Consider the following 13,308-nt stretch of genomic DNA (forward strand, 5'->3'; position numbering starts at 1 on the left):
CATTAATTTGACATAAAAAAAACTCCATTCTGTAAGCTGAATGGAGTTTTTTTTATGGATTTAAATGTAACTGAATACTAGAAACTGAACACTGATTTCTATTTCCCTTTTCTTCGGTTACGTTCTGCTTTAATCATCGATAATTCACGACTGGTTTGTCCCGCTACCGAAGTGTTTTCTTCAGCACGACGAATCAAGTACGGCATCACATCTTTTACCGGACCAAAAGGTAAATATTTAGCAACATTATATCTATGAACGGCAAGATTGTAGCTAATATTATCACTCATTCCGTACAATTGACCAAACCAAATTCTATCATCATTCGTTTTAATTCCTTTTTTCTGCATCAATTCCATTAGAGTATACGTGCTTAACTCATTGTGGGTTCCTGCAAAAATTGACATCATATCTAAATGCTCAATCATATAGCGAACTGCGACATCATAATTTTCGTCCGTTGCTTCTTTTGAAGCGCATATTGGCGATGGGTATCCTTTTTCTTCTGCACGTGCAATTTCTTTTTCCATGTATGCACCACGAACCAATTTCATTCCAATGAAGAATCCATCTTTTTTGGCTTCTTCGTGTAATTTTTTCAGATAATCCAAACGATCCCAACGATACATTTGCAACGTATTGAAAACAATAGCTTTTTCTTTATTGTATTTACGCATCATTTCGGTAACTAAATCATCCGCTGCATCTTGCATCCAACTTTCTTCACCATCAATCAGCAAGGCAACATTTTTAGAATGGGCTTCTTTACAAACCAAATCAAAACGGGCCACTACTCTATTCCATTCTGCTTGTTCTTCAGAAGTTAACGTTTGTTTTTCTCCCAATTTCTCATACAATTCAAAACGACCAAAACCGGTTGGTTTAAAAACAGCAAAAGGAATCGCTTGACGTTCTTTGGCAAATTCAATGGTTTTTAAAGTCATTTCAAGCGCAGCATCAAACTGTTCTTCTTCTTCTTTTCCTTCCACAGAATAATCCAAAACGGATGAAACCCCTTTGGTATACATTTTATCAACCACAGAAAGACAGTCCACTTCATTTACTCCACCACAAAAATGGTCGAAAACAGTAGCTCGGATCAAACCTTCAACTGGAAGATTCGCTTTAAGGGCAAAATTAGTAACCGCAGTTCCTATTCGAACTAGAGGCTGATTATCAATCATTTTGAAAAGAAAATAAGCTCTATCAAGTTCAGTATCACTTTTTAATGAAAAGGCAACTTGAGTATTATTGAATATTTTTTCCATTATTTGTTAAATTTTTGTACAAATATAGACAGAGTTTTGAATATTATTTAGCAAAAATTGCCTTATTTTGCGGTTCCAATTAATCCATACAGATGCAATCAATTCAAGCCAACAGTTATCCGATTCATTTCAACGAAAAAGGATATGAATCGTTAAACCTTCATTTGACAGAAAATAAGTATTCAAAACTTTTTATTATTGTAGACAGTAATACTAATGAATTTTGCATTCCAAAATTTCTCCCTTTTTTAGAAACCGATCTTACTATTGAAATCATTGAATTTGATGCAGGTGAAGAAAATAAAAATATTGAGACTTGCGTCCAAATTTGGAATGTATTAACGGAACTTGGTGCTGACAGAAAAAGTCTTGTAATTAATCTGGGTGGTGGCGTTGTTACTGATTTAGGCGGATTTGTTGCTTCAACATTCAAGCGCGGAGTAGATTTTATTCACATTCCTACTACGCTACTGTCGATGGTTGATGCTTCTGTAGGTGGCAAAAACGGGGTTGATTTAGGGAATTTAAAAAACCAAATCGGCGTTATTAATGTTCCAATAATGGTGCTTATCGATACTCAATACCTTGAAACGGTGCCTCAGAATGAAATGCGTTCCGGTCTTGCTGAAATGCTGAAACACGGTTTAATATATGACAAGGAATATTGGGAGCAATTTTTAGACTTGAAATCCATAGATTTTGCCGATTTTGATGCATTGATTTACCGTTCTGTCGAAATAAAAAATGAAATTGTAATACAAGATCCTACTGAGAAAAATATCCGAAAATCATTGAATTTTGGTCACACATTGGGTCATGCCATTGAAAGTTATTTTCTGGAAAATGAAAATAAAACTACTTTATTGCACGGAGAAGCGATTGCTGTTGGGATGATATTAGAAAGTTACCTTTCATTGCATAAAAATCTAATCAGTCCAGAAGAGTATTTTCAGATAAAATCAAGCATAAAGTCTATATATGACACCATTATTTTTGAAGAAAATGACATCGAACCTATCTTGGAATTGTTGATACACGACAAAAAAAATGAGTATGGAAACATACAGTTTGCTTTAATAGAAGGTATCGGGAAAATAAAAATCAATCAATCTGTTGAAAATGAATTAATTCTTGAAGCATTTCAAGATTATAAATCTTAATTATTTTTTATAAAAAGGATTGCATTGCGTATATAATATTTTTTACATTTGCATTGATGAAAAAAAGCCAAAACAAGCGAAATTATAGTTCTAATAAAACCCGAAACAATATGTCTTTTCTAAGAATATTGAAACGGTTTTATTCTATAAAAGGAAACTTTAGTTTTGACATTTTCCAGTACATGAAAGCAGAAAACGAGAAGCTTCAGATCGTTTATGCAAATATCAGAGTTTGAATTTTAGATTAAGTTATTGTACACTATTCTAATCTATAATTCTAAAATATAATGAATACAAAATATTCTGATTTAATCAATCAAACCTATTACTTCCCACAAGAAGAATTTACTTTAAACAAAGATAATCTTCAGTTTCACAATATTGATTTGATGAAACTAGTGGAAAAATATGGTACGCCTTTAAAATTTACTTATTTACCTCAAATTTCCAATAACATCAACAAAGCCAAAAGCTGGTTTCGTAAATCGATGGAAAAAAACAAGTATGAGGCAAAATATTACTATTGCTATTGTACTAAAAGTTCTCATTTTGAATATATCATGAATGAGGCTTTCAAGAATAATATCCATATTGAAACATCATCTGCTTTTGACATTAATATTGTTGAGAACTTATTGGCAAACGGTAAAATCAATAAAAGCACCTATGTGATTTGTAATGGATTCAAAAGAGACCAATATATTGATAACATAGCGCGGCTTATTAATACGGGTCATAAAAATACGATTCCAATTATTGACAATTATGAAGAACTTGATTTACTTCAAGGTCAGATAAAAAACAAATTCAAGATAGGAATTAGAATCGCTGCGGAAGAAGAGCCTAAATTTGAGTTTTATACTTCAAGATTGGGAATTGGATACAAAAATATTGTTCCGTTTTACAAAAAGGAAATCAAAGAAAATAAGAAATTGGAACTGAAAATGTTGCACTTTTTTATCAATACTGGTATCAATGACAATGCCTATTACTGGAATGAATTAGTAAAATGTATCAAGGTTTACGTGGCATTGAAAAAAGAATGTCCTACTCTTGACGGATTAAATATTGGTGGTGGTTTTCCAATAAAAAACTCATTGGCATTTGAGTACGATTATCAATATATGATTGACGAAATCATCAATCAGATAAAAATAGCCTGTGATGAAGCCGAAGTTGATGTTCCAAATATTTTTACTGAATTTGGTTCGTATACTGTAGGCGAAAGCGGCGGAGCTATTTACCAGATATTGTATCAAAAACAACAAAATGACAGAGAGAAATGGAACATGATTGACTCTTCTTTCATCACTACTTTACCAGATACTTGGGCTATCAACAAACGTTTTATCATGCTGGCAGTCAATCGCTGGAATGATACTTACGAGCGGGTTTTATTAGGCGGAATGACTTGTGACAGTGATGATTATTACAATTCAGAACAAAACATGAATGCCATCTATTTGCCAAAGTATAATAAAGAAAAACCATTATATATCGGATTCTTTAATACCGGAGCCTATCAGGAAACTATTGGCGGTTACGGTGGCTTACATCACTGTTTGATTCCACAGCCGAAACACATATTGATAGACAGAGACGAAAACGGATTTTTGGCAACTGAGGTATTCTCGGAGCAACAAACCTCTGAAGATGTCTTGAAAATATTAGGTTACGATAAGAAAAAATAAATTCACAATAATTCAATTAGTCAATTTAAAAATTCGTTAAATTTGAGATTCAATTTATAATGTAATGATTTTTAAGTATTTAAATTTTAAAAAATGAGCAAAGGACCAATCAGTCAGTTTATTGAAAAGCATTATTTGCATTTTAATTCTGCATCTTTAGTTGACGCAGCTAAGGCTTACGAACAACAATTAGCCAATGGTGCAAAAATGATGGTGAGCATGGCTGGAGCTATGAGTACAGCAGAGATTGGAAAGATTTTTTCCGAAATAATTCGTCAGGACAAAGTACATATTATTTCTTGTACTGGTGCAAATCTTGAAGAAGACATCATGAATTTAGTAGCTCATTCTCATTATGAAAGAGTACCTAATTATCGTGATTTGACTCCTCAAGACGAATGGGATTTACTGGAAAGAGGTTTAAATCGTGTTACAGATACTTGTATTCCGGAGCACGAAGCATTCCGTCGTTTGCAAAAGCATATTTACAAAATTTGGAAAGATGCTGATGATAAAGGCGAAAGATATTTTCCGCATGAATTTATGTATAAAATGTTACTTTCAGGTGTTCTTGAAGAATATTATGAAATTGACTTAAAAGACAGTTGGATGTATGCCGCTGCTGAGAAAAATTTACCTATTATTGTACCGGGATGGGAAGACAGTACCATGGGAAATATATTTGCATCGTATGTAATCAAAGGAGATTTAAAAGCTTCTACAATGAAATCCGGTATCGAATATATGGTTTTCTTGTCAGATTGGTATCCAAAAAACAGTACAAACGGTGTAGGTTTCTTTCAAATTGGTGGTGGTATTGCTGGAGATTTTCCAATATGTGTGGTGCCAATGTTATACCAAGATATGGAAATGCATGACATTCCGTTTTGGAGTTATTTCTGTCAGATTTCAGATTCAACAACCAGTTATGGTTCGTATTCTGGAGCGGTGCCAAATGAAAAAATTACTTGGGGTAAATTAGACATTAAAACGCCTAAGTTTATTATTGAGTCCGATGCTACCATTGTAGCACCTTTAATTTTCGCTTATTTATTAGATTTATAGAATATTTTATGAAAAGAGTAATTGTTGATTACGCAAAACTTACCAATGAAATTTTAAACCTATTGGTGGATAAATTTCCAGATGGTTATGATGATTCAAACATTATTAGTTTTAGAAACGCTAAAAATGAATTGGTTGAAGCAGTTGAAGTACGAACTGAAGACACTATTTATTTAGTAAAAGTGAGCACTAAACTTGCTGATAGAATTGAAAATTATGATGAAGATGACGAAATAATCATTGACGATGTTGTTGAACCAATTAAAGGTCTTGATTTAGACGACGATATTGACGACGATGACGATGATGACGCTATCGATAAACCGGATTCAGATTCAGGAGATGATGACGATGATGAGGATTCAGATGAAAAAGACTTTTCGGATGAAGATGATGACGAAGATGATGAGGATTAAGTAATCCCATTTTTAAATAAATTAGAATAAGGAACTCACCAAACGAGTTCCTTTTTTTATTACTTTAGGATTCAAAATATACGCCAAAATGATAAATCAAATTTTACACGCCAAACTGAAAGAGAACTTTGGTTTTGAAAAATTCAGACCCAACCAAGAAGACATTATAAATTGTATTCTTTCCGGTCACGATACCCTGGCGATTATGCCAACGGGTGGTGGAAAATCAATTTGTTTTCAGTTACCCGCACTGATTTTCCCAGGAATTACAATCGTAATTTCACCACTTATTGCTTTGATGAAAGATCAGGTAGACAGTTTAAAAGCAAACGGAATTGAAGCCTGTTTTATAAATAGCAGTCAAACCGAAGATGAACGACCATTTTATATGGAACGTTTAAAATCTAACGTAATTAAGTTAGTTTACATCGCTCCGGAGAGTTTGTCTTTTCTGGACAACCTTTTCAATAGTTTAACCATAAGCCTGATTGCTATTGACGAGGCGCATTGTATTTCGGCCTGGGGGCATGATTTCAGACCAGCGTATACTAATTTAGGATATCTGAAAAATCGCTTCCCTTCTACTCCAATCTTAGCTTTAACTGCCACAGCCGATAAAGCTACGCGTAAAGACATTAGCCAGCAATTAAATCTAATAAATCCTAGAATTTTCGTCGCTTCTTTTGACAGAAAAAATTTGAGTTTAGAAGTGCGTCCCGCTTTAGACAGAGTCAAACAAATAATAGATTTCATCCAAGAAAAGCCAAATGAATCCGGAATTATATACTGCCTAAGCAGAAAAACAACGGAAGAACTTGCTGAAAAACTACAAAAAATCGGTATTAATGCAAAAGCGTATCATGCCGGCTTAGACAATAAAATTCGTTCCAAAACACAAGACGAATTTATCAATGATGATTGCCAAGTGGTTTGCGCAACCATTGCTTTTGGGATGGGAATTGACAAATCAAACGTGCGTTGGGTAATTCATTATAATTTACCTAAAAACATCGAAGGGTATTATCAGGAAATTGGTCGCGCCGGACGAGATGGTTTGCCATCAGAAACAGTATTGTTCGAAAGTTACGGTGATATGATTCAATTGCAAAAATTCGCATCTCAAGGTTTAAATGCCGAAGTGCAACTGGCCAAACTGGAACGAATGAAGCAATATGCTGATGCTTTAAGTTGTCGCAGAAAAATATTGCTTTCTTATTTTGGTGAACTGGTTACAGAGAACTGTGGAAATTGTGATATTTGCAAAAATCCACCCCTATTTTTCGATGGGACTACGATTGCTCAAAAAGCATTATCGGCAATTATTCGTTTACAGGAAACGGAACCCTTACCCGTAATCATTGACTTTTTGCGCGGTTCTAAAAATGCTTATATCTATGAGAAAGAATACCAAAACCTAAAAACATATGGTGTTGGCGCTGATCTTTCGTGGTTTGATTGGAATCAATATTTAATACAATTGATAAATTTAGGCTATTGTGAAATTGCTTTTCATCAACAAAATAAAATCAGACTAACAGCCTTTGCGAAAAAAGTATTGTTTGAAGGCGAAAAAGTACAATTGACCACCGTTCAGAAAATCAATGTTGATAAATCTGAAATCAAGGAAATAAAAAGTAAAACGGTTGCTAATTCACTTTTTGAAACACTTAGAAAACTGCGCTACGAAATTTCCAAAGAAGAGAATGTTCCTGCTTATGTGATTTTTAGTGATGCGGCTTTACGCCAAATGGAAACCGAAAGACCAATGAGCGATCAGGAATTACTGGCAATTGATGGTGTTGGAAAAGCGAAACTGGAAAAATATGGAGATGCTTTCATAAAAGTTATCCAAGATTTCCAGAAAGCAAAAGGCGCTAAAAAGAAAAAAGAAGCCACTACCTATAAAGAAACATTAGAATTATATAAAAATGGATTGTCGGTCGCGGAAATCGCTCAAAAAAGAAAATTAGGATTAAGTACCATTATGTCCCATTTAGCTAAACTGTATGTTGACGGAGCTGACATAGATTTAAATTCGTTTATTTCTAAAGAAGAAGTTTCACAAATTGCTGAAGCCCAAATAAAACTGGAATTTCCGGATGCCTTAAAACCCTATTTTGATTATTTTGAAGAAAAAATAGATTATGGAAAAATTCGGTTAGCATTGGCCATACTGGAAAAAGAAAAAACAGCACTTTAAATCCTAATATGATACAATCCTTTCCGCCTTTTGTGAATTATCAAACCGAAATTTTGATTTTGGGAACTATACCAGGCATCGCTTCACTGGAGAAACAGGAATATTATGCGCACCAAAGAAATCATTTTTGGAAAATAATGTACACACTGTTGGATAATTTACCAATCTCTGAAATTTTCGAAGAAAAGATACAATTACTCCAAGCAAATAAAATTGGACTTTGGGATGTTTTAGAAAATTGTGAAAGAAAAGGAAGTCTGGATATTCATATCAAAAATCAAAAGGAAAATAATTTTGAAACATTGTTTAAAGAATTTCCCGGAATCACTACAATTATTTTTAACGGAAAAGAAAGCCATAAATACTTTCTGAAAAAATTCGGACAAATAGAAGGCATCACGTATTATGTGATGCCTTCCACTAGTCCTGCTAATACAATGTCATTTGAAAACAAACTGAAAATCTGGTCCAGCGGTTTCAAATAAGCTATAAATACCTTTCTTGAAAAACCTTTTGATGGTGTTTTTGATGTCCAATAATAATAAAACCAATGGCGCGAACTGAAACAGCAGCGTTTGAAGCAATTCCCATTCTTTTCAATTGTTCTTCTGAAAAACTTTTAAAAAGAAATAAAGTAGCATGTCTTACGGCTGAGAATTCTGCTAATAAATCTTGAATGCTTCTACTATTAGCATCAGCGTTATCCACATATTCATTCTCTTCAAAACCGGGCAATGGTGTTTTGTCGTTTCTGGAAATTCGTAACGCACGATAGGCAAAAATACGTTCGGCATCAATAAGATGCTGAATAATATCTTTGATTGTCCATTTCCCTTCAGCATATCTGTAATCAAATTTATCCATTGGGATATTTTGTACAAATTTGATAAAGTCATGCAGACAGATTTCTAATTCTTCCAGTAACACTACATTTCCAAGTGCATTAATATAAGGAGAATAAAAACTCGCATATTCATTAGTTGGCAATTGATTTGATTCCATTTTTTTTTTATATTTAAGCTGAATTTCTACTGGCATTTGTGTTTCCAAAAAGAGAACGGGTTACAATTTTTTCGTATACTTTTATTAAAGCTTCATCTGGTTTACCCTCTTTATTTAATTCATTTATTCGAAGCAATGCGTATTGTTGTATCGTTAACAATGGCAGTACAATACGTTCTCTTATTTGTATCGATGCTTTGCCGTCAGGATAATTTTCCATAAGCTCTTTATGACCCGCTATTTTCAAAAGCAATCTTTTTGTTTCTAAAAATTCATCATAAATTATTTGCCAAAAAGCACCAAATTGAGGATCCTTTTTCATATAAGCCGTTAACGGGAAAAATGATTTTGCCAATGACATCATACTGTTTTCTAACAAGGTTTTAAAGAACAAAGAATTGTCATATAAATCCTGGACTTTACTCCATTGATTCGTATCTTCAAAATGCTTTAGCGCCGTACCCACTCCGAAAAATCCGGGTACATTTTGCTTCAACTGGCTCCAAGAACCTACAAAAGGAATCGCTCGCAAATCAGCAAAATCTAAATGTTCCGATTTACTTCTCTTGGATGGGCGACTTCCAATATTTGTTTTGGCATAATATTTCAACGTACTCATTTGCTCCAAATAAGGTATGAATTTAGGATGGTTTTTGAAACTTAAATACTTTTCATATCCTAAGCCAGCCAATTGATCCAAAATATCTTTTTCGCCAGTTGTCAATTCATTTTGGCCTTTACTAAAAACTTGATTCGTTACACCCGCACTTAATAAATTCTCCAAATTATAACGACAAGAATCTAACGTTCCAAAATTAGAACTAATCGTTTGTCCCTGAACCGTAACCTGAATCTCATTGTTTTCGATATTTGGACCCAATGACGCATAAAATTTATGAGTTTTTCCACCTCCACGAGCTGGTGGACCTCCACGACCATCAAAGAAAATTGCTTTTATGCCATATTTTCTGGAAATTGCAGTAAGTTCCTCTTTAGCCTTATAAATACTCCAATTCGCCATTAAATACCCTCCATCTTTTGTACCGTCAGAAAAACCAAGCATGATTGTTTGTTTGTTGTTTCTATTCGTCAAATGTTTCGCATAAGCGAGATTCGTATATAATTTCTCCATGATTTCATGCGCATTCTGCAAATCATCAACAGATTCAAAAAGCGGAATAATATCAACAGATGGATTTTCCCAGTTACTCAAACGGAATAACGCAAAGGTTTCCATCACATTCAGCGCACTTTCATTATTACTTATGATATAACGGTTTGCACCAAATTCCCCATTATTTTCCTGAATCGTTTTTATGGCTTGAATAGATTCAATCGTAGATTTTGTCATTTCATTTTCAAATGCATTCGAATCAAGATTTCCTCTGACTTTAGACAATACCGAAAACTTCTCGGCTTCAGAAAGCTCATAATAATTCTTAGGAAAAACTAATGTATTCGAATTCGAATACAATCCCACTACATCTTTAAACACAGCATCATGTATTTTACTGTTTTGGCGAATATCTAAAGACGCAAAATGAAATCCAAACAGATTCACTTTTATAAGAAGTCCATCTATTTCATCTAAATATAAAGATTGATGTTGGTCAATTACTATCTGTTTTATTTTATTCAATTGTGATTTGAATTCATTCAAAGTGATAAAAATTTCACCTTTAGAATAAAAAACAGACCTGTAAAGTTTTTGTTCTAATTCAGTTACCAAAGCATCTACACCAGAGAAAGTTAACTTTCTTTTTAAATTCCTCATTTCTATGTAGTAGCATTTCAAAATGGAAGTTCGCAAACGCTCCGCTACTTTCAAAGTAATCTCCGTTGTTACAAATGGATTTCCATCACGGTCACCACCGGGCCAAAATCCAAGTTTAATCAATGGATTTTTTATCGAATTTCCACTAAAAATATTCTTTTGAAGGTAATGTACCATCTCTCCGGAAGTTTGATAAAATACATTCTCAAGATACCAGATTAAACTAACCGCTTCATCAAAAGGATTTGGTTTTTCGTTTTGAATAAAAGGAGTTTTACCCAATTGAGCCAGCAATTGCTTGATATCAAGTAAGTCATTTTTTCGGATAGCTTCCGTTAAATCATTGATAATTCCAAGGACAGCGCCCGGATAAAATTGCGTAGGATGTGCCGTCAAAACCGTCCTCACATTGAAATCTTCCAGAAAATCAATCAATTCATCTTCCTTGTCTTTAGCATCTGATTTTTCTTTTATATCTCTCAACGAACCTCTTCCTTCCATATTATTGACAACCGGAAAAGCAGCATCTTCAATGGCATCAAATAAAACGATTTGGCGTTCGATATATTGAATAAAACGAAACATCAAATCAATTTTATCCGTTTCTGAAGCACTATGCAAATATCTTTTAGCAAAAAAATCGACAATCTCCTTAGGAGTTTCCTGTTTTTTGAACCCAATTTCACAAACATCTGTAAATAAAGGAAGTAAAACCCCAGTATTATCAATAGAATCGAAGGGTAATGTAATAAAAACACTATTATAAATATGGTATTTCGAAAGAACGTCCTGATTGAAACGTTCAATTTTTGGTAGCGTGTACATAATCAGTTGTAGTTGGTTTAGTTAGTTAATTTGTCATAAAAAAACCCCAAGAATTAACTTGAGGTTATATTTATAATATAGCACATTCAAGATTAATTACATATTTTTGAAAATAGTATGCATCAAGCGCTTCTTATCATTTATGCTTTCCTCAAGTGAGATCATAGTTTCTGTTCTGTAAACACCATCAATATCATCAATCATAAAGATAACATCTTTAGCATGTTTCGTATCTTTAGCTCTAATTTTACAAAAGATATTGAATTTTCCTGTAGTAACAGAAGCAACTGTCACAAATGGAATTTCATTAATTCGCTCTAAAACAAACTTTGTTTGAGAGGTATTGTTTAGAAAAACACCAACATAAGCGATAAAAGAATATCCTAATTTATCATAATCAAGAACTAATGAAGACCCCATTATAATACCGGCATCCTCCATTTTTTTTACCCTAACATGCACAGTCCCTGCAGAAATCAATAACTTTTTCGCAATATCCGTAAATGGAACTCTTGTATTATCTATCAACATATCTAAAATCTGGTGATCTACTTCATCTAAACGAAATTTACTCATAATTCTTAAATTAATATTATTAATTGCTATAACAAAGTATAAAAATATACATAAAAACAACAAAAAGACATAAATATTATATTTTTATCATTCCGTTAACAATTTTTACGTTATTATCTAAATAAAAATCAGCTTTTTGGTTTAATTTAAGAATATTATCAAAATCATCTTTATATAAAGCTCCTTTAGCATCGTATTCAAAATGACCAAAATAATTTTCTAAATCTCCTATTTGTGAAACATAGGCATTAAAACAAATCTGATTTTCAATTAACTCTTCTTTGTATTGTGCTGCAAAATTGGTGATTATTTCGATACCATCATAATTTATCTTGATGTTTTTATATATAAAATCATAAAAAACGACTTTATTTTGAGGAATATTCAAATATTTATTAATTCCATTGCTAACTATAACGTTTTCGCTGAGTATTTTAAAACTAGAAATCAGCGCTATAAAAACATATTTGCGCGTTTCTTCTCTTTCATAATCATTTGCAAAATGCCCCGCTTCAAACAATAAAGTTGGCACACCTAAATATTGAAAAGTATCTCCAATGCAATTTATATTGAACGAATCATCAAAACGACCAATTTGATTTGGTAAATACTCCTGAAGCACCTCATTTATACCCGCAATCAAATTGATAGCTTTCAATCTGGATTCATTTATTTCCCGTTCTTCATTATAAGAAGGCGCTAAAAACGACATTATAGCCGGTTTTCCGGTATCACTAACACCAAAAATAGTGCGCTGGTCATGAAGATTAAAACAATAATCCGGTTTAAAAGATTCGAAAGTCTCTCTCAATAATTTACTTTCCGGCTGGGTAAGATCTTGAGAATCGCGATTTAAATCGACTTTATTAGCATTTTCTCTTGTGTATAATGTTGCACCGTCAGGATTTAACATTGGAATACTATAAAAAGTAAATGCTTTTAGTAATTGTTGCGCCAATTCCGAACCTCCATTTAATACATTTAAAAAGTCAAACAACGCTTTTGTAGTCGTACTTTCATTTCCATGCATTTGCGACCAAAGGAAAATTTTAGTTTTACCTTCTCCGATTTCATACGAATAAATAGATTTTCCAAGAACTGATTTTCCAATAATTCTAAGTTGCTTATTGGTGTTTAATTTTTGCAATAACGGCTCAACCGAATCTAAAGTAATGTAACGACCACGGATAGATTCTTCTTTATATTGACTAAATAATTGTTCTAAATTCATGCTGTTTTATTTGATTTACAAAAGTAAACATCTTTATATTTACATTTGTAAACTGCTGTTGTTTAAAATATTTCAATGATGTAAACAGTATTTTGCAATT

Annotated in this window: 11 protein-coding genes; 6 read left to right on the forward strand and 5 right to left on the reverse strand. The window is 32.9% G+C overall.

Going from position 1 to position 13,308, the window contains the following annotated elements:
- Positions 1 to 98 precede the first annotated feature (98 nt).
- Positions 99 to 1,268 (reverse strand): proline dehydrogenase family protein, encoded by a 1,170-nt coding sequence (locus ACNQGX_RS01305; RefSeq protein ID WP_417973310.1) that lies wholly within the window; start codon positions 1,266 to 1,268, stop codon positions 99 to 101.
- Positions 1,269 to 1,360: 92 nt separating this feature from the next.
- On the opposite strand from ACNQGX_RS01305, the gene aroB reads away from it, so the two are divergent.
- The 6 genes from aroB (at position 1,361) to ACNQGX_RS01335 (ending at position 8,285) form a co-directional block, all read left to right on the forward strand.
- Entirely contained in the window at positions 1,361 to 2,428 is a 1,068-nt protein-coding gene (aroB, locus tag ACNQGX_RS01310) for a 3-dehydroquinate synthase (protein WP_417973312.1), read from the forward strand.
- A gap of 287 nt (positions 2,429 to 2,715) precedes the next feature.
- A complete protein-coding gene (locus ACNQGX_RS01315) occupies positions 2,716 to 4,119 on the forward strand; it encodes a type III PLP-dependent enzyme domain-containing protein (RefSeq protein ID WP_131916572.1) in 1,404 nt (467 codons plus the stop codon).
- A gap of 93 nt (positions 4,120 to 4,212) precedes the next feature.
- Entirely contained in the window at positions 4,213 to 5,184 is a 972-nt protein-coding gene (locus ACNQGX_RS01320) for a deoxyhypusine synthase family protein (RefSeq protein ID WP_073208830.1), read from the forward strand.
- An 8-nt stretch (positions 5,185 to 5,192) separates the two neighbouring features.
- On the forward strand, positions 5,193 to 5,600 hold the full coding sequence (locus ACNQGX_RS01325; protein WP_417973314.1) for a DNA primase: 408 nt from the start codon (positions 5,193 to 5,195) through the stop codon (positions 5,598 to 5,600).
- An 88-nt stretch (positions 5,601 to 5,688) separates the two neighbouring features.
- Positions 5,689 to 7,800, forward strand: coding sequence for a DNA helicase RecQ (recQ, locus tag ACNQGX_RS01330; RefSeq protein WP_417973316.1), 2,112 nt, complete (start codon positions 5,689 to 5,691; stop codon positions 7,798 to 7,800).
- A gap of 8 nt (positions 7,801 to 7,808) precedes the next feature.
- Positions 7,809 to 8,285, forward strand: coding sequence for a DNA-deoxyinosine glycosylase (locus ACNQGX_RS01335; RefSeq protein WP_417973318.1), 477 nt, complete (start codon positions 7,809 to 7,811; stop codon positions 8,283 to 8,285).
- A gap of 1 nt (position 8,286) precedes the next feature.
- On the opposite strand, the gene ACNQGX_RS01340 is transcribed toward ACNQGX_RS01335, so the two are convergent.
- From ACNQGX_RS01340 to ACNQGX_RS01355, 4 genes are all read right to left on the reverse strand, one after another.
- Entirely contained in the window at positions 8,287 to 8,802 is a 516-nt protein-coding gene (locus ACNQGX_RS01340) for a DinB family protein (RefSeq protein WP_417973320.1), read from the reverse strand.
- Positions 8,803 to 8,815: 13 nt separating this feature from the next.
- Positions 8,816 to 11,401, reverse strand: a complete 2,586-nt coding sequence (locus ACNQGX_RS01345) for a phosphoenolpyruvate carboxylase (RefSeq protein ID WP_417973322.1) — start codon at positions 11,399 to 11,401, stop codon at positions 8,816 to 8,818.
- Positions 11,402 to 11,497: 96 nt separating this feature from the next.
- Positions 11,498 to 11,977: an Lrp/AsnC family transcriptional regulator gene (locus tag ACNQGX_RS01350; RefSeq protein WP_072943262.1), complete on the reverse strand. Its 480-nt coding sequence runs from the start codon at positions 11,975 to 11,977 to the stop codon at positions 11,498 to 11,500.
- Between the two features lie 76 nt (positions 11,978 to 12,053).
- Positions 12,054 to 13,208 (reverse strand): M14 family metallopeptidase, encoded by a 1,155-nt coding sequence (locus tag ACNQGX_RS01355; RefSeq protein ID WP_417973324.1) that lies wholly within the window; start codon positions 13,206 to 13,208, stop codon positions 12,054 to 12,056.
- Positions 13,209 to 13,308: the final 100 nt, after the last annotated feature.

Origin of the sequence: Flavobacterium glycogeni (assembly GCF_048286775.1) — a bacterium.
Taxonomy (GTDB): domain Bacteria; phylum Bacteroidota; class Bacteroidia; order Flavobacteriales; family Flavobacteriaceae; genus Flavobacterium.